General features: G+C 59.8%; 22 protein-coding genes. 14 read left to right on the top strand and 8 right to left on the bottom strand.

Translation table 11 applies throughout. From position 1 onward, the window contains the following. Nucleotides 1-43: 43 nt before the first annotated feature. A complete protein-coding gene (locus Q1A20_RS08525; protein ID WP_299916742.1) occupies nucleotides 44-1,264 on the bottom strand; it encodes an extracellular solute-binding protein in 1,221 nt (406 codons plus the stop codon). An 83-nt stretch (nucleotides 1,265-1,347) separates the two neighbouring features. Continuing rightward, nucleotides 1,348-2,436 (bottom strand): ABC transporter ATP-binding protein, encoded by a 1,089-nt coding sequence (locus tag Q1A20_RS08520; RefSeq protein WP_299402907.1) that lies wholly within the window; start codon nucleotides 2,434-2,436, stop codon nucleotides 1,348-1,350. Between the two features lie 128 nt (nucleotides 2,437-2,564). On the opposite strand from Q1A20_RS08520, the gene Q1A20_RS08515 reads away from it, so the two are divergent. Next, nucleotides 2,565-3,572: an ester cyclase gene (locus tag Q1A20_RS08515; RefSeq protein WP_299402905.1), complete on the top strand. Its 1,008-nt coding sequence runs from the start codon at nucleotides 2,565-2,567 to the stop codon at nucleotides 3,570-3,572. A 10-nt stretch (nucleotides 3,573-3,582) separates the two neighbouring features. Here the strand turns inward: Q1A20_RS08515 and Q1A20_RS08510 are convergent, their stop codons facing one another. Beyond that, on the bottom strand, nucleotides 3,583-4,806 hold the full coding sequence (locus Q1A20_RS08510; protein ID WP_299402903.1) for an acyl-CoA dehydrogenase: 1,224 nt from the start codon (nucleotides 4,804-4,806) through the stop codon (nucleotides 3,583-3,585). A 111-nt stretch (nucleotides 4,807-4,917) separates the two neighbouring features. Between Q1A20_RS08510 and Q1A20_RS08505 the strand changes: the two genes are divergently transcribed. Together Q1A20_RS08505 and Q1A20_RS08500 are read left to right on the top strand one after the other, a co-directional pair. Further along, a complete protein-coding gene (locus Q1A20_RS08505) occupies nucleotides 4,918-5,808 on the top strand; it encodes a LysR substrate-binding domain-containing protein (RefSeq protein WP_299402902.1) in 891 nt (296 codons plus the stop codon). 65 nt (nucleotides 5,809-5,873) lie between these two features. Beyond that, entirely contained in the window at nucleotides 5,874-6,356 is a 483-nt protein-coding gene (locus tag Q1A20_RS08500) for a hypothetical protein (protein WP_299402900.1), read from the top strand. A 4-nt stretch (nucleotides 6,357-6,360) separates the two neighbouring features. Here the strand turns inward: Q1A20_RS08500 and Q1A20_RS08495 are convergent, their stop codons facing one another. Further along, a complete protein-coding gene (locus Q1A20_RS08495; protein ID WP_299402898.1) occupies nucleotides 6,361-7,068 on the bottom strand; it encodes an SOS response-associated peptidase in 708 nt (235 codons plus the stop codon). A gap of 99 nt (nucleotides 7,069-7,167) precedes the next feature. Continuing rightward, nucleotides 7,168-8,724 (bottom strand): bifunctional UDP-sugar hydrolase/5'-nucleotidase, encoded by a 1,557-nt coding sequence (locus tag Q1A20_RS08490; RefSeq protein ID WP_299402896.1) that lies wholly within the window; start codon nucleotides 8,722-8,724, stop codon nucleotides 7,168-7,170. 153 nt (nucleotides 8,725-8,877) lie between these two features. Here Q1A20_RS08490 and Q1A20_RS08485 point away from each other — a divergent pair, with 153 nt between their 5' ends. Beyond that, entirely contained in the window at nucleotides 8,878-9,228 is a 351-nt protein-coding gene (locus Q1A20_RS08485; protein ID WP_299403239.1) for a DUF952 domain-containing protein, read from the top strand. 13 nt (nucleotides 9,229-9,241) lie between these two features. Further along, nucleotides 9,242-10,285, top strand: coding sequence for a quinone-dependent dihydroorotate dehydrogenase (locus Q1A20_RS08480; RefSeq protein WP_299916741.1), 1,044 nt, complete (start codon nucleotides 9,242-9,244; stop codon nucleotides 10,283-10,285). Between the two features lie 3 nt (nucleotides 10,286-10,288). Here Q1A20_RS08480 and Q1A20_RS08475 read toward each other — a convergent pair whose 3' ends face one another. The 3 genes from Q1A20_RS08475 to Q1A20_RS08465 are packed head-to-tail and all read right to left on the bottom strand — an operon-like array spanning nucleotide 10,289 to nucleotide 12,550. After that, nucleotides 10,289-11,623, bottom strand: a complete 1,335-nt coding sequence (locus Q1A20_RS08475; protein WP_299916740.1) for an MATE family efflux transporter — start codon at nucleotides 11,621-11,623, stop codon at nucleotides 10,289-10,291. Further along, complete coding sequence (locus tag Q1A20_RS08470; protein ID WP_299738123.1) at nucleotides 11,616-12,131, bottom strand: PaaI family thioesterase; 516 nt, start codon at nucleotides 12,129-12,131, stop codon at nucleotides 11,616-11,618. The genes Q1A20_RS08475 and Q1A20_RS08470 overlap by 8 nt, the downstream gene beginning before the upstream one ends. After that, a complete protein-coding gene (locus tag Q1A20_RS08465; RefSeq protein WP_299402889.1) occupies nucleotides 12,128-12,550 on the bottom strand; it encodes a PaaI family thioesterase in 423 nt (140 codons plus the stop codon). The genes Q1A20_RS08470 and Q1A20_RS08465 overlap by 4 nt, the downstream gene beginning before the upstream one ends. Before the next feature lie 132 nt (nucleotides 12,551-12,682). Between Q1A20_RS08465 and Q1A20_RS08460 the strand changes: the two genes are divergently transcribed. The 9 genes from Q1A20_RS08460 to Q1A20_RS08420 all read left to right on the top strand — a co-directional run bounded on the left by Q1A20_RS08460 (nucleotide 12,683) and on the right by Q1A20_RS08420 (nucleotide 22,034). Beyond that, entirely contained in the window at nucleotides 12,683-13,057 is a 375-nt protein-coding gene (locus Q1A20_RS08460; RefSeq protein ID WP_298973786.1) for a MerR family DNA-binding transcriptional regulator, read from the top strand. A 238-nt stretch (nucleotides 13,058-13,295) separates the two neighbouring features. After that, a complete protein-coding gene (locus Q1A20_RS08455) occupies nucleotides 13,296-13,697 on the top strand; it encodes a MerR family DNA-binding transcriptional regulator (protein ID WP_299916739.1) in 402 nt (133 codons plus the stop codon). Between the two features lie 37 nt (nucleotides 13,698-13,734). Next, nucleotides 13,735-15,516: an acyl-CoA dehydrogenase C-terminal domain-containing protein gene (locus tag Q1A20_RS08450; protein ID WP_299916738.1), complete on the top strand. Its 1,782-nt coding sequence runs from the start codon at nucleotides 13,735-13,737 to the stop codon at nucleotides 15,514-15,516. A gap of 57 nt (nucleotides 15,517-15,573) precedes the next feature. After that, a complete protein-coding gene (locus Q1A20_RS08445; RefSeq protein WP_298973794.1) occupies nucleotides 15,574-15,786 on the top strand; it encodes a hypothetical protein in 213 nt (70 codons plus the stop codon). 22 nt (nucleotides 15,787-15,808) lie between these two features. Then, a complete protein-coding gene (locus tag Q1A20_RS08440; protein ID WP_299402885.1) occupies nucleotides 15,809-16,966 on the top strand; it encodes an acyl-CoA dehydrogenase family protein in 1,158 nt (385 codons plus the stop codon). Beyond that, nucleotides 16,963-17,601 carry a glutathione S-transferase family protein gene (locus tag Q1A20_RS08435; RefSeq protein WP_299402883.1) on the top strand — a complete coding sequence of 213 codons (639 nt, stop codon included), beginning with the start codon at nucleotides 16,963-16,965 and terminating at the stop codon, nucleotides 17,599-17,601. Before Q1A20_RS08440 ends, Q1A20_RS08435 begins: the two co-directional genes overlap by 4 nt. A gap of 68 nt (nucleotides 17,602-17,669) precedes the next feature. Continuing rightward, complete coding sequence (locus Q1A20_RS08430; RefSeq protein ID WP_299402882.1) at nucleotides 17,670-18,881, top strand: acetyl-CoA C-acetyltransferase; 1,212 nt, start codon at nucleotides 17,670-17,672, stop codon at nucleotides 18,879-18,881. A 4-nt stretch (nucleotides 18,882-18,885) separates the two neighbouring features. After that, nucleotides 18,886-19,836 carry a hypothetical protein gene (locus Q1A20_RS08425; protein WP_299402880.1) on the top strand — a complete coding sequence of 317 codons (951 nt, stop codon included), beginning with the start codon at nucleotides 18,886-18,888 and terminating at the stop codon, nucleotides 19,834-19,836. Beyond that, nucleotides 19,833-22,034, top strand: coding sequence for a 3-hydroxyacyl-CoA dehydrogenase NAD-binding domain-containing protein (locus Q1A20_RS08420; RefSeq protein ID WP_299916737.1), 2,202 nt, complete (start codon nucleotides 19,833-19,835; stop codon nucleotides 22,032-22,034). The genes Q1A20_RS08425 and Q1A20_RS08420 overlap by 4 nt, the downstream gene beginning before the upstream one ends. Nucleotides 22,035-22,054 lie beyond the last annotated feature (20 nt).

The raw sequence follows: 22,054 nt of genomic DNA, 5'->3' as shown, positions 1-22,054 counted from the left end.
GTTGGTCGGGGCTGGCCGCGCGAACGCCGCCAACCCCGATGGATTACTTGAGCACACCGGCCTCTTTGGCAGAGGTGGTATAGGCCTCTTCGATTGCCGTCAGCGTGGCTGCGGCGTCGCGATCACCGGTCAGGAAAGCAGGAAGCTCATTGCCCAGCGCAGTGTGCAGCAGGCCCATCTGTGTCGTGGAGGGATAGGCGGGTGGTGCTGGTGCGGCGGTTGCGGTGGCAATCGCGCCCTCGGCGATCTCCGTTGGCAGATAGCCGTTCACAAGCCAGATCGCCGCATCATTGGCTCCCTGTACAGTCTCCGCGTCCAGACCTTCCATCGCCAGACGGAACGCCGCATCCGCTTCTTCATCAGAGATGTTCTTGGCAATCACGATGCCATCCCACCACAGGGTCGTGGCTGGTGCGCCATCAGCAACCGCTTTGGGGGCAGCTGCCATCGCGACCTTGCCCACCACCTGGCTTTCCGCCGGATCGTTCATCGCGCCTGCGCGGCTCGACCACAGGTTCGCCATCGCGATTTTGCCCTGTTGGAACTGCTGTTGCACGTAGGTTGAGTCGCTGACCAACACCTCTGGATCCGTGAAGGCCAGCGCCTTTTTCATCGTCTCTAGTGCGGCCACACCCGCATCGGAATTCACTGCAGTGGTGTTATCATCGTTGAAGAACTGACCGCCGTGTCCGGGGTACATGTTCACGAATTCCTGCGCCAGGTTCCAACCGGATTTCATGGTGGCCCCTAAGGGATAATCCACAACACCGGCTTCCTTGATCTTCTCGGCGGCGGCGTAAACTTCGTCCCAGGTTGTGGGCGTTTCAATGCCCAGATCCGCCAGAATGTCCGACCGGTACATCAGGTGCTGGGTGTTCACCATCATCGCCACGGCCATGATCTTGCCGTTGATGCGGATCAGCTGGTTCGGGGTCAGGTTCTGACCATATTTGGCGACCAGATCGTCCAGGGGGCGAATTGTGCCCGCGTTGATCAGCGGCGTGATTGTCCCGTTGGAGACACCACCGATCTGGTAGAGCGATGGATTGGCCTCAAAGGCAGCAGGCTGCTTTGTGCGGAATTCCTGATCCAACTCGGCCTGAAAGTTTCCGCATTCCGCCATGGCGTCGGTCACGGCTTTCCAGGCTTCAAAACCGGCCGTCAGCGACTTGATCGGCGTTGTATTCTCGTAGGAACAGGCCGCAAAAGCAGCGCTGCCCATCAACGAGATCGCCCCCGCCAGTGCAATTTTCTTCAAAAACATATGCAAACTCCCTGTTGCAGTTGGCTTCGGGTGCATCTTGCAAGGCTGCACCCTTTGGTTGGCCCCTTCAGGGGCGTATTTATTCAAGCGACGTCGATGCGCGTCCCGCTGTCTTTGTTGCCCGCGTCGATCCGTGCCCCGGTGTCCTTGTCAAACAAATGGCAAATCGCTGTCGGGACATTGAACGAAACCATGTCCCCGATCTCCGCCCGGTATTCCTTGTTTGCCTTGACGGAGACGAGTTGCCCGCCTGCCCGCACCGTCAGCATGGTCGCGTCACCAAGCAATTCGATGGTGTAGATGGGCGCGGTGATCTCACCGCTGCTGCCTTCGGCCAATGTCGCGTCCTCGGCCCGAAACCCCAGCGTGACGGCACCCTCCGCACCAGACAGGCCGGAAATGGACACGTTGTCGCCCGAGAACGTGCCATCGCTCAGCGCGCCATCCATCAGGTTCATCGCCGGGCTTCCGATGAAGCTGGCGACAAATGTATTGGCGGGGTGATCATAGATATCGGTGGGCGTACCGACCTGCTGGACCTTGCCCTGTTTCATCACAACAACACGGTCCGCAAGCGTCATCGCTTCAATCTGATCATGGGTTACATAGACGGTAGTCACCTTGAGCTCATGGCTGAGGTTCTTGATCTGCGCCCGGGTCGAGACGCGCAGTTTTGCATCCAAATTTGACAGCGGCTCGTCCATCAGGAAGACATTGGGCTCGCGCACGATGGCGCGGGCGAGTGCCACCCGTTGGCGTTGCCCCCCTGAAAGTTCTGCCGGTTTTCGGTGCAGGAAGTCGTCCAATTCGACCATCGCGGAGGCCCGACGGACACGCGTATCATGTTCCTCCTCGGGCACCTTACGCACCTTCAGCGGAAAGCGGATGTTCTCGTAGACATTCATATTGGGATAAAGGCCGTAGGACTGGAACACCATTGCCACATCGCGATCTTTGGGGTCCAGGTCGTTCACCACCTTGCCATCGATGATGATCTCGCCATCGGTTGCATCCTCTAGACCTGCGATCATGCGCATTGTCGTCGTCTTGCCGCACCCTGATGGGCCGAGCAGCACGAGGAATTCCTGATCCGCAATCGTCAGGTCAAAGTTATCGACGCCGACGAAGCTGCCCCATCTTTTGTTGATGTTCCGCAGTTGAATTTCAGCCATGATGTCCCCGCTGTCGCAGACCTGCCTTTTGCAGGCTTTTATCGACGCTAGACATTCCCGCCCTCACTTGGCAAGAGTTTTTTGCACACGTGTGCAAAACCGAATGAGCGCCGCTCAGGGATTAAGCAATGCAAAATACCACGTCTGAAATTCGCGATTTTTTAAACACCGTGATCCGCGCGGATGACTCAGCCCTGCAACCGCTTTGTGCCCGGTTTTTGCATCCCGGCTGTGTCTTCGAAATCTCATATCCCTTTGAGCCCCTGCAAGGTCCGAAGGCCATAATCGACGGTTTCCTGAAACCTTTGCGCGGGGCGTTACAACACACACGGCGGCGTGACGAAATTTTCATCAGCGGTGCCAATCGACGCACCGAAGGCGGCGATTGGATCACCTGCGTCACGCATTATCTGGGCACCTTCAGTGGCGCATTTATGGGCATCATACCATCGCAAAAACTGGCGTTTTTACGGTCAGGCGAATTCTACAGGATCGAAAACGGCAAGATAACCCAGGCGCGAATCATCCTCGATTTACCAGATCTCATGCGTCAGGCGGGCCGTGATCCTTTTGGCGGCAAGCTAGGCCTGGAGACCTTGTTTCCGGGGCCGGCAACCCAAGATGGGGTCTTGCCCGAAGGGTCGAATGGCGCTGCGAGCCTTGATCTGGTGGAGGCCATGCTGGGCGATCTGCACCACTATGATCCGCATACCGGCGGCTCGATAGGCCAGACCGGTCAGGATGGGTATTGGGCAGAGGACATGTTGTGGTACGGACCCGGCGGCATCGGGTCGAATTACCGCTGGGAGGGGTTCGTCAGGGATCACCGCGCGCCGTTCCTGACGGCGTTCCCCGACCGAAAGGGCGGCAATCACTACTGCCGGATCGGCCACGGCAATTATGCTGCGGTGTCGGGCTGGCCATCCATGACAATGACCCATCGCGGCGACTATCTGGGTATCGCGCCGACCGGTCGCGCCCTGACGCTGCGCGTCATGGATTTCTACCGATGTGCCGATGGCAAGATCGCGGAAAACTGGGTGCTGCTCGACTACATGCATCTGATGCACCAAATGGGCGTCGACCTGATTGCCCGCTCGAATGAACTGGCATCCCCTGCGCAAGCGCCCCCCTAAATCTGAACCATCAGAAAAAGGCCTGGAGCCCGGTCTGCGCCCGCCCGAGGATCAACGCGTGAATGTCATGGGTACCCTCATAAGTGTTCACCGTTTCCAAGTTCATCATGTGCCGGATCACCTGAAATTCGCCGCTGATGCCGTTGCCGCCATGCATGTCGCGGGACATGCGGGCAATATCCAGTGCCTTGCCGCAATTGTTGCGCTTGACGATGCTCACCATCTCGGGCGCGGCCTTGGCCTGATCCATCAACCGCCCCACCTGCAACGCGCCTTGAAGGCCCAATGATATTTCGGTCATCATATCGGCAAGCTTCTTCTGGAAAAGCTGGGTGCCCGCCAGCGGCTTGCCAAACTGATGACGGTCCAGCCCGTATTGACGTGCTGCGTGCCAGCAGAATTCGGCAGCGCCCATCGCCCCCCAACTGATGCCATAGCGTGCCCGGTTCAAACACCCAAAGGGTCCTTTCAGCCCCTGAACATTTGGCAAGAGCGCCTCGTCGCTTACTTCGACACCGTCCATCACGATTTCACCCGTGATCGACGCCCGCAGCGAGAGCTTATTGCCCACCTTGGGCGCGCTCAGACCCGCCATGCCCTTTTCCAGCACAAATCCACGGATTTTCCCGCCATGGTCTTCAGATTTCGCCCAGATCACAAAAACATCCGCGATCGGTGCGTTTGAAATCCACATTTTCGACCCGGTGATCTTATACCCTGTCGCTGTTTTTTCCGCTCGCGTCGTCATACCCGCGGGATCGGACCCAGCGTCAGGTTCGGTCAGGCCGAAACACCCGATCCACTCACCCGAACAGAGCTTGGGCAGATATTTCTGGCGTTGTGCCTCTGACCCATATGCGTAAATCGGATAGATCACGAGACTGGATTGCACCGACATCATTGACCGATAGCCGGAATCAACCCGCTCAACCTCACGCGCGACCAGACCGTAGGACACGTAGGAGCCACCCAGCCCGCCGTATTCCTCCGGGCAGGTCACGCCAAGCAACCCCATCTCCCCCATTTCGCGGAAAATGGATGGATCGGTGACTTCGTCGGCAAAGGCCTCAATGACGCGGGGTTGCAGTTTTTCCTGCGCATAGGCCTGCGCGGAGGCCTGGATCATACGCTCATCTTCCTGCAACTGCTCGGACAGGCGAAAGGGATCAGACCATTCAAAAGCGCCAAGATCGGGCGCGTCCTTGGCTTTCAGAATAGGGCTTTCAACGTTCATGTGATGTCCTTTCGATGCGGCAGCGACCGGGCCGGTCTTTGTGCCATTATTGCAAATTCAGGGCCAAAAGACTAACGATGCTTTGTTCTACAAATCATAAGAAAAACTCATATGTCTGTCCCGCGCCGCTACTTACCGTCGATCTCCGCGCTGATCGCCTTTGAAGCCGTGGCACGGCTGGGCAGCGCCACACATGCCGCCGCCGAACTGTCCTTGACGCAAAGCGCGATCAGCAGGCAGCTCAAAGCGCTCGAAGATCAGCTTGGCGTGGTTCTGCTGCGGCGCGAGGGTCGGGGTTTCGTGCTGACCCAAACGGGACATGAATATGTGCGCGAAGTCCGCGCGATATTGCAGCGGCTGGGTCGGGCGACAATCTCCGCACGCACAAATACCGAAGGCGGCACCCTGAACCTCGCCATTCTGCCTGCCTTTGGGATGCATTGGCTGGCACCACGACTGCGGGATTTCGCGCGGCGGCACCCGGAAGTGACGGTAAACCTGTCGACGCGGCTGGCCCCTTTCGATTTTCGCACCTCGACCTTCGACGCCGCCATCCATTTCGGGCGCGAAGACTGGCCAGGGGTTCGTTACCTGCCACTGCTGCCCGAAATTGTTGTGCCGGTGTGCGCGCCATCGCTGATCCCGACGCCGCTCACGGATCCACATGAAATCCTCGGCCATGACCTTCTGCATCTCGACACGCGACCACGCGGTTGGGTACGCTGGATGCGCGCGCTGGGGTTGGATGCCGACGTGCCACCGGGCATGGTCTTTGATCAGTTTTCCACCATGGCACAGGCCGCGATTCACGGCCTTGGCATCGCGCTACTGCCGACATTTTTTGCAGAACCCTATCTGGCGGACGGGCAGTTGGTGCTGGCCTCACAACGCACCTCCGAAAGCATCGGCAGCTACTATCTGGTCTGGCCCGAAGACCGGGAAGAGCGCAGTGCGCTGACCTCATTTTGCAACTGGCTGGCCACGCAAACGGTAAACCCTTAGCAGGTAACGGTTTTTGAATCCCCCACCACAACCAGCGAGAGAAAATTAATTAATTTCAACATATTGTGCCGCTTTCAGAAACACTCTGTGCGCGGGCGCATTGCCGTTCCCGCGCCATTGGTCGGGCCATTTTCAGCCTTATTTCAAATTTAGTTCAAAGGCATCTGCCGATTGGGTGGGACCGGTCTAAGGATGTTATTGATTTGCTGCTCAAATCTGCTTTACCAGTTGCCTTGTTACTCTTTGGATCGGTCTCATTCACGGCGGATCAGGTGCGTGCTGACGAACATATCGTCATGATACTTCAATCCGCATATTTTCCCGATCTCATCAGCGTCGAGATGGGTGACACCGTGCGTTTTGTGAACGCCAGCGGCAGCAAGCATACGGTCGGAAGTTCAGAAGGGATTTGGTCAACGGACATGATCGCCGATGGTGCCGAAGTCACTCTCGAAATCAGGCAGGCCATGGCAGGCCGTTTTCACGGCTGGACCAACAGCTTGATCGAAGGACGGCTGGATCTGATCCGCGCGCCCCTGCCGGACTGACACGCTATCGGCCCACCATGGCTTGTGCTGCAACATCGTCGTCATCAATGAGCTCGTGGATAAGCGCCGCACCCGAGGCGCGATTTGAATTCACGTCACGCTTCACGCGGTGCATCCGCAACGCGTCGTCGGGTGCCGCCCGCATCAGCACCGCCGCCCCATGGCCCGCCTCTCCCAGCCACAACGGCCAGTCCTTTTGCTGCAATATCACGGGCATCCTGTGGTGAATTGTCGACATCGGCGCATTTGCACCGGTTGTGACCAAAGCGCAGCTGCGCAGCACATCACCCTCCGGGCTTGTCCAATCCTGCCAAACGGCGGCCATCACAATCGCCGCCCCGTCCGCACGTGAGATGTACCAGGGGTTGCGCTGGCCCTCGGGCGTTTTCGTCCATTCGTAAAACCCGGTGACAGCGACCAGAGCGCGCCGGGCGCGGACAGCCTCTCTGAACGCAGGTTTGTGCGCGATGGTCTCAGATCGCGCGTTGATCAGCAGGGGACCGGCGTTTGTTGTCTTGTACCACGTCGGCAGGAACCCCCACCGCATTTGCGTCAGCCGTCGCGCTCCGCCCTCGGACTTTGAAACGACATGGATCTGATTGGTCGGACATACATTGTAATTCGGCACGTCAGGCAGATCATTGTCTGGCTGGGCGTCGAAGAGTTGCGTCATCGCATCGCTGGGTTGGGTGATGACAAAACGGCCGCACATCCGCGGACCGTAATCGCTCAATCCGTGGGTATCCAGAGGTCCGGGCACAAAAAACGCGCCCGAGCTGGATCCGGGCGCGTTCGCGGTTGTCAGAAGGCGCTACTTCGCTGAAATGCGACCATCCGTGTAGGGCGTATAGGGGCCGTGTTCTGCGAGGAATTCCGCTGTGACATCCGCCAGATCGGGCCCGAAATCATAGGCATTGGCCGCTGTCTTGAACATGTCATAGCCATCGCCGCCATTGCGTACGTAGTTGTTGGACACCACGGCATAGACCTTGGCCGGATCAATCGCCGCGCCGCCGACCATCACATCGCTGATGCGGCTGCCCGCCGGTTTGGACACGTCAAAGGCAAAGCTCATACCCGCCACCTGCGGGAAACGGCCGGCGCCTTCCTCGTGCTGACTGACGCCGTTTTCGAGCGCGGCGATGATGGTCTCACCGGTCACCTCGAAGGTGCTGAGCGTGTTCTGGAACGGCAGGACGGTCAGCACCTCGCCCATGGTCACCTTACCCGCGTCGATGCTCGCGCGGATGCCGCCACCGTTCTGGATCGCGATCTGCACCCCCTGGTCCTTCACCCGCGCCAGCATCGCATCGGCGATCAAGTTGCCCATCGCGCATTCACGGGCGCGGCAATCCTCCCGCACGCCCACTATTTCCGCAGCAGTTTCGGCCACAACCTTGTTGCGGATTTCTTCCAGCGGTTTGGCAGCCTCTGCAATCCGCGCTGCGGTCGCTGCATCTTTGGTAACCTGTCCGTCAATCAGGATCGGCTCACCCTTGGCTTCGGTGAGAGTGCCGTCGTCGTCAAAGGTGACGTTCAATTCGCCCAGAAACTTGCCGTAGGCATAGGCCTGCACGATGGCGGTATCGCCGACCATCGTCGGATAGGGACCTTCCGCTCTGTCATTGGTGTTTGAGAGCAGTGAATTTGAATGGCCGCCGACGATCACATCAACGCCAGAGGTTTCCGCCGCAACGCGCTGGTCGGTCCGGTAGCCGGAATGGCTCAGCACGATGATCTTGTTCACACCCTCTGCTGTCAGCCTGTCCACCTCACCTTGCACCGCCGCAACGGGATCGGAAAAGGTGATGTTGTCGCCCGGGGAGGCCAGTTCATCCGTGTCCTCCGGCGTCAGACCGATGAGGCCGATTTTTTCGCCACCCCGTTCGATCACAGTGGACTTGGCCAGCTTGTCCGCCAGCAAAGGTTCGCGCGAAACATCCGCGTTCGACATCAGCACCGGGAAGTTCACCGCATCCATGAACCCGCGCAGCACTTCCGGGCCGTCGTCAAATTCGTGGTTGCCCACGGTCATGCCGTCATACCCCAGTTTGTTCATCATTTCGGCGGCCAGCGTGCCCTTGTAATAGGTATAGAAGAGCGTGCCCTGGAACTGGTCGCCCCCGTCGACAAGAATGGCGTTGTCGGACCGCGCGCGCGCCTCCGCGATGGCGGTAACCAAACGCGCGGAGCCGCCGAAGCATTCGCCCGCTGCATCATCTTCCGCAGAACAGCCGCTGTCATATTTGCTGATCGGCTCGAACCGCGCGTGGAAATCATTGGTGTGCAGGATGGTCAGATTGTATTCAGCCGCTGCCATGCCACTGGTCAGGGCAAGGGCGGCGCTCGCTGTCAGGAATCGTTTCATGGGTTTTTCCTCGTTTGGACTCTGCCGCCATCGTGGCGAGTGCCGAAACAACTGTCAAAGCATCTGGAGCGGCTTGCCTTTGCGTCAGGCACGGAAAATACCAAGGTGATGGAGGCCTTGACCCCACGGGTGCTGCAAGGCATCAGAAGCGCCATGATGATTTACAAGATTTTCCGGGCCTCCGAATGGGCCGATCTGCGTGCAAACGGCACAACGGCCGGGGCGCCTATTGATGTGGCGGACGGCTATGTGCATTTCTCAACCGCGTCGCAAGCTGCGGAAACCGCTGCGAAACATTTCGCTGGCGCAGACGATCTGATGCTGCTTGCCGTTGACACGGACCGTCTGGGCGACGCCCTGAAATGGGAAGTGTCGCGGGGCGATCAGTTGTTCCCGCATCTCTACCGGGATCTGGAAATAGCCGATGTGGTCTGGGCGCAACCTTTGCCTTTGAAAGATGGCGCACATGAATTCCCCGCAGGTCTGGAAGAGGCCAGCGCGTGAACGCACAGCGGCGATGAAAAAGCTTCTTGAACAGATCGGTCTGCGCGCGTTGCGCCAGATCGATCCCGAAAACGCCCATGCGCTAGCGATCCGGGCGTTGCAAAACGGCCTGGCACCGGCACCCGGCCCGATCACCTCGGACCGTTTGAAAACACGACTGGCAGGCATGGCCCTGCCCAACCCCATCGGCCTTGCCGCGGGTTTCGACAAGAACGCGCAGGCGATTGCGCCCCTGTCGCAAGCCGGTTTCGGGTTTCTTGAAGTGGGCGCTGCGACACCGCTGCCGCAGCCCGGCAATCCCAAGCCACGTTTGTTCCGGCTGACAGAGGATGTTGCCGCCATCAACCGCTTTGGCTTCAACAACGACGGGATGACGGCCATTGGCGCGCGGCTTGGCGCGGCGTCATCCTCGGTGCCGGTGGGCATCAACCTTGGCGCCAACAAGACCAGCGAAGACCGTGCCGCGGATTTTGCCAAGGTCATGGCGCATCTGGGTAGCGCCGTCGATTTCGCGACGGTCAATGTCTCCTCTCCCAACACCGAAAAACTACGCGATTTACAGGGGCCAGCGGCGCTGGCAGGATTGCTGGACGGCGTGATGCAGGTGCGTGGCACCACGCCCGTGTTCCTGAAAATCGCGCCCGATCTGAGCACTGATGAAATCGCCGATATCGCGACGGTTGCGCGGGACGCTCGCGTCGATGCACTCATCGCAACCAACACAACGCTGTCGCGGAACGGTCTGCGCAGCACCCATGCGTCCGAAGCAGGCGGGTTGTCCGGCCAGCCGCTTTTTGAGCGATCCACGCGGGTCCTGGCGCAGCTTGCCGCCCAGACAGATATTCCAATTGTCGGTGTCGGCGGCGTTGGATCGGCAGAGCAGGCCTACGCCAAAATCTGCGCGGGCGCATCCGCCGTGCAACTTTACACAGCGCTGGTGTTTGGTGGGCTGTCGCTGGTCAGCGAGATCGCGCAAGGCCTCGACAAACTGCTGGCGCGCGACGGGTTTGCCTCCGTGCAGGAGGCTGTGGGCAGCCGCCGCGGCGAATGGCTCTGACGGTCAGGTTTTCTCTGCCGAGGCCTCCAGCGCCGGATACCGCAAGCCCAGCGTAACACCCCGCGCGATGAAGGAAATCAGCAACGCTAGCCACAGCCCGTGGTTTCCGAGCAGGGGCAGCAACACCAAAATGGCCACCCAATAAATCACGAAACTGAGCGCCATCATGTTTCGCATGTCCCGGCTGCGCGTCGCCCCGATGAAAATACCATCCAGCATCCAGGCCGCGCATCCGACCAACGGGGCCAAGACCATGTAAGGCAGGAACACCCGCGCGGTGGCCTGCACCTCCGGGTCCTTGGCCATCAGATCGATGATCCATCCACCTGATAGCGCGAAGGCCGCCGCGGTCGTGACGCAAATCACAAGGCCCCAGGTCGATGTGAGCACAGCGCTTCGGCGCACATAGGCACGATCTCCCCGCCCGATAGCGCGCGCAATCAGCGTCTCCGCCGCAAAGGCAAACCCGTCCATGGCATAAGCGGTGATGTACATGAACTGTACCAGCACCTCATTTGCCGCCAGCGTCACATCGCCGAACTTTGCGCCGATGAAGACAAAGGACGAAAAGATGATCATCAGCATCGCCGAGCGCAGCAGGATATCGGTGTTCAGCAGCGCCATCCGGATCAACTTTGCGCGGTCGAAAATGCGCGGCCAGTCGCGCCAATCAGGTCTGCGAAAGGCGCTCCGACAGAACCACAAGCCAAGCGCGGCACCCGTCAGTTCCGCGATCACGGTGGCAATGGCCACACCGGGCACACCCCAGTCAAAGACCAGCACAAACAGCAGATCAAGCAGGATATTGGTGCCGTTCATGACCAACTGGACCCAGAACACGCCGCCTGTGCGCTCCATCGCGACCAGCCAGCCGGTCAGCGCATAGACCGCAATGGCAGCAGGCGCCGTCCAGATGCGGATCGTCAGATAGGTCCGCGCGAGGCTTTCAACCTCATCGCTGGCCGGTGCCAGCCGCAAAGCGCCCCAGAAGATCAGCGGCTGGAGCACGATCAATGTTATCCCGCCCGCCAGCGCCACCAGCAGGGCCCGGGTCAGCCAGGCGGAAACCTCGGCCTTGTCCCCTGCCCCTTCGGCCTGGCCCACAAGGCCAACCGTGCCCATGCGCAGGAACCCGAAAATCCAGTAGACGGTCGACAGGATGATCGCGCCCAGCCCAACCGCGCCAATGGGGGCCGCCTCGCCCATTTGACCCACGACACCGACATCCACCGCCCCCAGAATGGGCACCGTGGCGTTGGACAAGACGATGGGTAGGGCGATTTTCAGGACACGCCGATGCGTCACCGCTGCCTGGGGCGTGGTTGCCGTGTCAGTCACGGCGTTGGGGCATCAGGAAATGCCCGGTTGCCTGTGCAAAAAGCCGGCTGCGATTGTCCTGCCAGGCTTCGACATGCACCGACGCATACCGCCGCCCGGACCGGTTGATCCGCGCCCGCGCATAGGCGTCCCGCGGCAGGCCGGAACGCAGGTAATCGGTCGAGATATCGATGGTCTTGGGCAATCTGGGCAAGCCACCGTTTTCGAGAGATTCCGTGTTGATCGCCCCCGATTCCACATCCTCCCACAGGTAGGTCCAGCTCAGAGTGATGATCGCGGTGACCTCCAGAAATGCCGCAGTGACGCCGCCATGGATCGCCGGCAGCATCGGATTGCCGATCAGTTTCTGATCGAACGGCAGAACACCGGTCAACTCATCGCCCTTACGCTCAAACTGCATGCCGAGATACTGAATATAGGGCACGCCTTCGACCAGCGCCCGTAAGGTCGCATCGCGGCGCTGTTTGATCACCTGAACCGGCTCCGGTGGGCGCCGCGGCGCCTTCATCGCGCCCCCTCCACGGTAAAGGCGCCCGTCGCCGCCGCCACCGGGTTGTCGGTATCGGCATCCGTCGCCGTCGCCCGGACAAAGGCAACCGTGCGTGTCACATGATAGCAGGTGGCGCGCGCCGTGATCGCCTGACCCGGCTTTGCAGCCCGCATGTAGTCGATGCGCAGATCGATCGTCGCGGTACCGCCGGGATTTGCCGGGTGGCTCATCACCGCAGCACCACAGCAGGTATCCATCAGCGCCGACACGGCGCCGCCATGAATCACCCCGGTTTCCGGATCGCCCACCAGTTTTTCGTCATAGGGCATTTCGATGGTTGCGACACCTTCCCCCATGTCCGTCAGGCGCATGCCCAATGATTTGCTGTGCGGGATGGCTTCGATAAACTGCCGCGCGATGTCGGTTTTTGTGGCCATGGGTGTCTGCTCCGATCGGCTTGTCCCGGATTTCTCTGCGCCCTTTATCATCCCAGAGCCCGCCGAAGGGCAAGAGCGACGGTTGCGCTTGACGAATTAGAGTCCTAGCCTGCACGCAGGGAGAGAAACGGCATGACAGAGCAGCGCCTGACATTCAAAGAAATGTGCGCCAAATTCGACGTGACCCCGCGGACGTTGCGCTATTACGAATACATCGAGTTGTTACAGCCGGATCGCGAAGGGCGTGCACGTTTTTACGGCCCTCGGGAAAGCGCGCGGATGAAACTTATTCTGCGTGGTCGCAAATTCGGATTTCAGCTCGAAGACATTCGACAGTGGCTGTTGATCTACGAGAAAGAAGGCACTGCCGCGCAAATGGAAGCCTGGGTCACCTTGGCGGATGGTCAGTTGAAAGAACTGGCAGAGCAACGCGCGCAGCTAGACGAGGCGATGCAAGAGCTTCAGGATCTGCGCGATTCAGTGGCCAATGAGATCAAAACCACCTGATTTTAACCGCTTTTGAAACGACTCACCGCTTCATTGCCGCTTGCGCATCTGGGGTCCTGTTTGTGCAGATTGGCGGTTTTTTGCGCTCATGGTGATGTGACGCAGCGTGTCGCTTGGTTTCCGCGATGGCATTCGGGAAAGTGACGTGACGTTCAGGTTACGTAAACGTAATCTCATATTGTAGCAGCAGGGCCAGACAATATCTGTACCGCGTTCCGATGCCGAAAAGAGTAGATCAATGACAGATGAGACGATGACCATCCGCGAGATGTGCGATGCGTTTGATGTAACGCCCCGGACGTTGCGTTTCTACGAATCCAAAGAGCTTTTGTTCCCGATCCGTGAGGGGCAAAAGCGTCTGTTTACCCGTCGCGACCGTGCGCGGTTGAAACTGATCCTGCGCGGCAAACGCTTTGGCGTGAGCCTGGAGGAGCTGCGGCAACTGCTGGATCTCTACGACATTGGCGATCAGCAGAACGCGCAGCTTCAAGCCTCCTATGAGGTCGGGCTCAAGCGTCTGGCCGAAATGGAAAGCCAGCGTGACGCCTTGAACACGGCGATTTCGGATCTGCGCGACCAGCTGAAGTGGGGCGAAGAGATGCTCGCCTCCATGAACGCCTCGCGCGACGCTGCAGAATAGCGCCACCAGACATCACGATTTCAGGGAGAGAGACCAGATGCCCCGTTACACCGCCCCCACCAAAGACATGCAATTTGTCCTGCACGATGTGCTGAATGTCACCGGCCAGGACATCCCCGGATATGATGAGCTTGAAGCGGATTTCACCTCGGCCATCCTGGAAGAGGCGGGCAAGCTGACCTCCGAAGTGCTGGCCCCGCTGAACGTGGTTGGTGATACCGAGGGCTGTGTTCTGGAAAACGGCGTGGTGCGTACGCCCACTGGTTTCAAAGCAGCCTTTGAGCAGGTCAAAGAAGGCGGTTGGCCTGGGCTGGACATGCCCGAGGAATACGGCGGCCAGAACATGCCTTACGTGATCGGCACCGCGGTCGGCGAGATGTTTTCATCCTCCAACATGGCCTTCACGATGTACCAGGGTCTGACCCATGGCGCGGCATCGGCGATACTGGCCCACGGGACGGATGCGCAGAAAGACATGTATCTGCCCAAGATGGTCGCCTGCGATTGGACCGGCACGATGAACCTGACCGAGCCGCATTGCGGTACCGATCTGGGCCTGATGCGCACCAAGGCCGAACCGCAGGGCGATGGCAGCTACAAGATCACCGGACAGAAGATTTTCATCTCCGCTGGTGAGCATGACATGTCCGACAACATCATTCACCTGGTGCTGGCCAAAATCACCGGTGCACCGGAAGGCATCAAGGGCGTGTCGCTCTTTATCGTGCCGAAATTCATTGTCAAAGACGACGGTTCCCTGGGAGAGCGGAACGGCGTTGCCGTGGGTAAGATCGAAGAAAAGATGGGTATCCACGGCAATTCCACCTGCGTCATGAACTATGATGGCGCAACCGGCTATCTCCTCGGCGAGGAGCACAAGGGCATGCGCGCCATGTTCACCATGATGAACGAGGCACGTCTGGGCGTGGGCATGCAGGGCATGTCACAGGCCGAAGTCGCCTATCAGAACGCGCTGGATTACGCCAAGGACCGGCTGCAAGGCCGCGACGTGACGGGTGTGAAGAACCCCGAAGGCCCCGCCGATCCGCTGATCGTGCACCCGGACATCCGCCGCTCGCTGATGGATCAGAAGAGCTTTGCCGAAGGCGCGCGGGCGTTCATCCTCTGGGGGTCGACCCTGATCGATGCCGCCCACCGTGGGCAGGACAAGGACGCCGATGGTCTGGTGTCCCTGCTGACGCCGGTGATCAAGGGCTTCCTGACCGATCAGGGCTATGACATGACCATCAAGGCACAGCAGGTCTATGGGGGTCACGGCTACATCGAAGAATGGGGCATGTCGCAATACACCCGCGATGCCCGGATCGCGATGATCTATGAAGGTGCCAATGGCGTTCAGGCGCTGGATCTGGTGGGCCGCAAGCTGGCACAGGATGGCGGCAAGCATGTGATGGCCTTCTTCGAGCTGGTGAAGTCTTTCATCAAAGGAAACGCAGGCCAGAATGCCGAATTCGACGCACAATTCCTGGAGCCGCTGAAAGCCGCGAGCAAGGATCTGCAGGCAGCGGGCATGTATTTCATGCAAAACGGCATGAAAAACCCGAATAACGCGCTCTCGGGCTCCTATGATTTCATGCATATGTTTGGTCATGTCTGCCTCGGCCTGATGTGGGCGAAAATGGGCAAAGCGGCGCAAACCGCCCTGGACAGTGGCGCTTCTGACGTTGCGTTCTATGAGACAAAGCTGAACACCGGTCGCTACTATATGGCACGGCAATTGCCAGCAACGGCCCTGCACCTCAGCCGGATCGAAACCGGTGCCGATACTGTGATGGCGCTGGAGGTGGCAAACTTCTAAGATCGGAAAGGTGGGCTGCGACCCACCCCCTTTCCGACGCTGCAAAGGACCCGGCCCATGCCCAAACGTTTCCGTCTGACCCGCCGTTTTCCCGTCGCCATGACAGAAGACGGCTACCGCAGGCTCAAACGTTTCGCGGGCGACGCCGGTCTGGACGAAGGCGAAGCGCTGTCGTTTCTCTTTGAGAATTTCGACAGCGTCATCAACGAAGAGACGTTCGGCCACCGGCTACGGCTCTTCAATGCGGAGCTTGATGCTCGCAAGAAATGAGCACATCTGGGGAGGGTGCGAGATGAAAGACGGATCAAGCGACACCTCCGGTTGGATGACCGAAGAGCACCGCATGACCGCGGAGATGACCGCGCAATTCATCACAACCGAATGGTCACCCAAATTTGAAAAATGGCGCAAACAGGGCCAGATGGACCGTGAAACCTGGGCAGAGGCCGGTGCGCTGGGGCTGCTCTGCCCGTCTGTGCCCGAAGCCTATGGCGGGCCGGGTGGCGATTTCGGTCACGAGGCCGCAATTCTCATCGAGGCCTCCCGCGCCAATCTGGCCAGTTGGGGGCACGGCATCCATTCCGGGATCGTGGCGCATTACGTGCTCGCCTACGGCACCGAGGAACAGAAGCAACGCTGGCTGCCAAAGATGGTATCGGGTGAGCTGGTTGGCGCGCTGGCGATGACCGAACCCTCCACCGGGTCCGACGTGCAGCGGATCAAGACCAAAGCGGTAAAGGACGGAAACGTCTACCGGCTCTCAGGGCAAAAGACCTTCATCACCAACGGTCAGCATGCGAACCTGATCATCGTGGCCGCCAAGACCGACCCGACCGAAGGCTCCAAAGGCGTATCGCTGGTCATTGTGGAGACCGATGGCGCCGAAGGGTTTAGCCGCGGGCGCAACCTGGAGAAGGTCGGACTGCATGCGGCTGACACGTCTGAGCTCTTCTTTGACGCGGTGGCCATCCCGCCCGAGAACATCCTTGGCGGTGATGAGGGGCAGGGCTTCTATCAGATGATGCAACAACTACCCCAAGAACGGCTGATCATCGGCTGCGGCGCGGTGGGGGCCATGGAGGGCGCGGTGGAACGCACCATCGCCTATTGCAAGGAGCGCGAAGCCTTTGGCGGCCCATTGACGCAATTCCAGAACACTCGGTTCAAGCTGGCCGAATGCAAGACCCGCACTGCCGTGGCGCGCGCCTTTCTGGACCAATGCATCGCGGAACACCTGCGCGGTGAACTGACCGTCGAGCGCGCTGCCATGTCGAAATACTGGCTCACCGACACCCAATGCGACGTGCTGGACGATTGCGTGCAGCTGCATGGTGGCTACGGGTTTATGCAAGAATACGCCGTCGCGGAAATGTGGGCGGACGCCCGCGTGCAACGCATCTACGGTGGCACCAATGAGATCATGAAAGAACTGATTGCGAGGACCCTATGACCATCCAACTCTATTGCTTTGGCGAAAGCGGTAATGCCTACAAGGCCGCGCTTGCGCTGCAGCTCTCGGGTCTCGACTGGGAGCCGGTGAAGGTCGATTTCTTCGGGGGCGAGGCACGCACGCCCCAGTATCGCGCAGAGGTGAATATCATGGGCGAAGTACCAGTGATGGTCGACGGCGATCTGCGCCTGACCCAATCGGGCGTGATTCAGGACTACGTCTCTGAAAAGTCGGGGAAATTCGGTGGTGCGGACCCAACCGAACGGCGCGAGATCCTGCGCTGGGTGCTCTGGGACAATCACAAGCTCAGCTCGACCGCTGGGCCAACGAGGTTCCTGATGAATTTCCTGCCCGAAGACAAACGCCCGGCAGAAGTGATCGCGTTCAACCAGGGGCGTCTAAAGGCCGCCTATAGCGTTTTGAACGACCACCTCGCGGGCCGTGATTGGATTGTTGGCGACGGGATCACCAATGCCGACATCAGTTGCTGTGGCTACCTGTACTATCCTGAGCCCTTTGGCTTTGACCGCGCCGACTGGCCGCACATCGATGCCTGGCTCACCCGAATTTCCGAAACACCGGGCTGGAAAGCCCCTTACGATCTGATGCCCGGCAGCCCCGCTGACCGCGCCTGACCCGAAATGCGGCGCGGGATCGCGCCCGATCAAGATACCGCGTGGAACCGCGCGAGAAGGAGACCCATATGACCGAAGCATACATCTATGACGCGCTGCGCACTCCGCGCGGCAAAGGCCGCAAGGACGGCAGCCTGCATGAAGTCACGTCGCTGCGCCTGTCCGCGCAGACGCTGAATGCCGTCAAGGAACGCAACAACCTCGAAGGTCACGCGGTTGAGGACGTGATCTGGGGCAATGTCACCCAAGTGATGGAGCAAGGTGGGTGTTTGGCCCGTTCCGCCGTGCTGGCCTCTGATCTGGACGAACGCATCCCGGGTCTCGCGATCAACCGCTTCTGCGCCTCCGGCATGGAGGCCGTGAACCTCGCGGCCAATCAGGTCAAGGGCGGGGCGGGCGAGGCCTATATCGCGGGCGGTGTGGAGATGATGGGCCGCGTCGCCATGGGCTCGGACGGGGCGGCCATCGCCGTGGATCCGACGCTGGCGATGGAAAAATACTTTGTCCCGCAGGGGATCAGCGCCGATATCATCGCGACCGAATATGGCTTCACCCGCGACGACGCAGACCAACTGGCCGTGGAATCCCAGCGTCGGGCCAAAGCCGCGTGGGATGATAAGCGCTTCGCCAAATCGGTCATCGAAATCCGCGACCAGAACGGCTTGCCGATCCTCGATCACGACGAATACATGCGCCCGCAGACCGATATGCAAAGCTTGGGCGGTTTGAACCCTGCATTTCAGGCGATGGGTGAGGTCATGCCCGGTTTCGACAAGGTCGCGCTGATGAAATACCCGCATCTGGAGAAGATCAACCACATCCACCACGCGGGCAATTCCAGCGGCATCGTCGATGGGGCGGCGGCGGTCCTGATCGGCTCGAAAGCCTTCGGCGAAAAGCACGGGCTGAAGCCCCGCGCCCGCATCCGCGCCACCGCCAAGATTGGCACTGATCCCACGATCATGCTGACCGGCCCGGTGCCGGTGACCGAGAAGATTCTCGCCGACAACGGTATGGGCATCAAGGACATCGACCTTTTCGAGGTCAATGAGGCCTTCGCCGCTGTCGTCCTGCGCTTCATGCAAGCCTTTGATGTCGAAAGCGAAAAGGTGAACGTGAATGGCGGGTCGATCGCGATGGGTCACCCGCTGGGGGCCACCGGTGCCATGATCATCGGCACCCTGCTGGATGAGATGGAACGCAGCGACAAAGAGGTGGGGCTTGCCACGCTCTGCATCGCCTCGGGGATGGGTGCCGCGACGATCATCGAACGGGTGTAACCGCGTGGTCGGCGTCACCGCCCTGACCGTCTATCAGGAGACGTTGGATGTCTTGTCCAACGCGATCATGACAGACGACACAGGCACGGCGCTGGCCCGGACCAAACTGCCACACCTCCATCGCACGTTGAGCAGCGAGGTGGTTGTGGAGACGCCTGAGGATCTGGTCAAAGGTATTTTGGCCTTTGGTCAGGCCGTCAAGGGGCTGGGGGCCACTAATCTGGTGCGCCTGGCCACGGAGGCTGAGTTTCTCAGCGAAAACTATATTGCCGGCTACCACGTCACCCATACGCTGCGGGATGCGGTGCCGGTGGTCGACAGCTACGCGAGCCGCATGGTGTTGCTGCGCGAGGATGGGGTCTGGAAGATGTTGGAGGTGGAGAGCATGCTGGATAACCCGCATTGGCCGATCTACATCCCCCGTGTGCATCACCATGCGGGGCGCACACAGGCCCTGGCATCGCCGGAAAATGACGCACGCAAGCAGGCCGTGCACCCGCTGACCATTTACCAAAGCTTCATCGAGGACCTCTCCGCGGCCAATACCGAGGACGACTTCGAGACCTACTGCAGTTATCTGCTGTTTCCCTACACGTCGCATACTGAATTCGCCGATACGATCATCGCGACACCAGAAGACGTGCGCCCCTTTTTCGATATGCTGCGCGATACCATGCGGGAAAAATCTTGCGACCGGCTGGTACGACGCGCGGAGGATGCGGAGTTCATCTCCAGCGATCTGATCTGCGGCTATCACGCCACTGAATTCTGCGCCGGTGAGACCTGTGTCTTTGGACCGATCAAGTCGCGCATGATCCTCAAGCGCGAAAACACCAACTGGTACCTGAAATCCGTGACCAACTCGCTGGCGAACAGCCGATTCCCTTACAACGTCCCCAAGCCGTCCAACGCCTTGGTGACCCTGCGAACAATCCAAGAAAGGACCCGGACATGACCGAGTTTACAACAACAACCGATGGCGACGGCATCGCCACCATCACCTGGGATGTGCCCGAAAAATCCATGAACGTGATGTCCTACGAAGGGCTCGCGCAGATCGACAAGCTGATGGATGACGCGCTGGCCGATGACGCGGTGAAGGGCATCATCCTGACCTCTGGCAAGGAAGGGTCCTTTGCCGGTGGGATGGATCTGAACCTGATTGCCAAGATGAAAGCGGATGCGGGCGACAACCCGGCCAAGGGCCTCTTCGATGGGGTGATGGACATGCACCGCCTGCTGCGCAAGATCGAGCTGGCAGGGATGGATCCGAAAACGCAAAAAGGCGGCAAACCGATTGCCTGCGTGCTGCCGGGCACGGCGCTGGGTATTGGTCTGGAACTGCCGCTGTCGTGTCATCGCATCTTTGCAGCCAACAACCCCAAGGCCAAGATCGGCCTGCCCGAAATCATGGTCGGCATTTTCCCCGGCGCGGGTGGCACAACCCGTCTGGTGCGCAAGATGGGCGCGATGGCGGCCTCACCGTTCCTCCTGGAAGGCAAGCTGGTCGACCCCGTGAAGGCCAAGGGCGCAGGGTTGATAGACGAGGTCTGCGACGACCCGATGGCTGACGCCCGCGCTTGGGTGCTGAACGCCAAAGACGCTGATCTGGTCAAACCCTGGGACGCCAAAGGCTACAAGATGCCCGGCGGCGCGCCCTATCATCCGGCGGGCTTCATGACCTTCGTGGGCGCCTCCGCCATGGTCAACGGCAAGACGCAAGGGGTGTACCCAGCAGCCAAGGCGCTACTCTCTGCCGTCTACGAGGGTGCGCTTGTGCCCTTCGATACTGCACTGAAGATCGAGGCGCGCTGGTTCACGAGCGTGTTGCTGAACCCCTCGTCTGAGGCAATGATCCGCTCGCTCTTCATCAATAAAGAAGCGCTGGAGAAAGGCGCTGTGCGCCCTCAGGACGTGGCCGACCAGCGGGTGAAAAAGCTTGGCGTTCTGGGCGCGGGCATGATGGGCGCGGGCATCTCGCTCGTCTCCGCTCAGGCGGGCATCGAAGTGGTGCTGATCGACCAGACGCAGGAAGCCGCGGACAAAGGCAAAGCCTACACTGCGAATTTCGCCGACAAGGGCATCCAGCGCAAGAAAACCACGCCGGAGAAGAAAGAGCAGTTGCTCTCCCTCATCACCGCGACGACCGACCTCGACGCACTGAAAGGCTGCGATCTGATCATCGAGGCGGTCTTTGAGGATCCGAAGGTCAAGGCCGAGATGACGCAAAAGGTCGAAGCGGTGATCCCGGAGGACTGCATTTTTGCCTCCAACACCTCGACCCTGCCGATCACGGAACTCGCCAAGGCGTCGAGCCGCCCGGAGCAATTCATCGGCATCCACTTCTTCTCGCCCGTTGAGAAGATGCTGCTTGTGGAGATCATCAAGGGCAAGGGTACCGGCGACCGCGCTGTGGCCAAGGCGCTCGACTACGTGCGCCAGATCCGCAAGACGCCGATTGTCGTGAACGACGCGCGTTTCTTCTACGCCAACCGCTGCATCATCCCCTACATCAACGAAGGCATCCGCATGGTTGCCGAGGGCGTTGAGCCTGCGCTGATCGAGAACGCCGCGCGCCTTGTCGGCATGCCGCTGGGACCGCTGCAACTGGTCGATGAGACCTCGATTGATCTCGGCGCCAAGATTGCCCGCGCCACGAAATCCGCGATGGGCGACGCCTACCCCGATGCCGCAGTTGACGAGGTGATTTTCTGGATGGAGGGCGAAGGCCGCCTGGGCAAGAAGTCCGCCGCCGGGTTTTATGCCTATGATGAGAAGGGCAAACGGCAGGGACTCTGGGATGGGCTGGCCGCCAAATACCCTGTCTCAGACGATCAACCCGATCTGACGGACGTGCAGCACCGTCTGCTCTTTGCCCAATCGCTGGAAGCCGTGCGGGCACTGGAGGAAGGTGTGCTCATGGACATTCGCGAAGGCGACGTGGGTGCGATCCTGGGCTGGGGTTTTGCGCCCTGGTCCGGTGGACCGCTCAGCTGGCTCGACATGATCGGCGCACCCTACGCCGCTGAACGCTGCGACCAACTCACGGAAACCTTCGGCAACCGTTTCGCCTGCCCCGATCTGCTGCGGGACATGGCGGCGAAAGGTCAGAGTTTCTATGGCAGGTTTGCCAAGGCCGCCGCAGCCGCCTGATTGTAATCAAAAAAAGGAAA

Origin of the sequence: uncultured Roseobacter sp., from assembly GCF_947501835.1 — a bacterium.
Taxonomy (GTDB): domain Bacteria; phylum Pseudomonadota; class Alphaproteobacteria; order Rhodobacterales; family Rhodobacteraceae; genus Roseobacter.
Note: the sequence above shows the minus strand (reverse complement) of the source record. Positions and strands in the feature narration are given on the sequence as shown.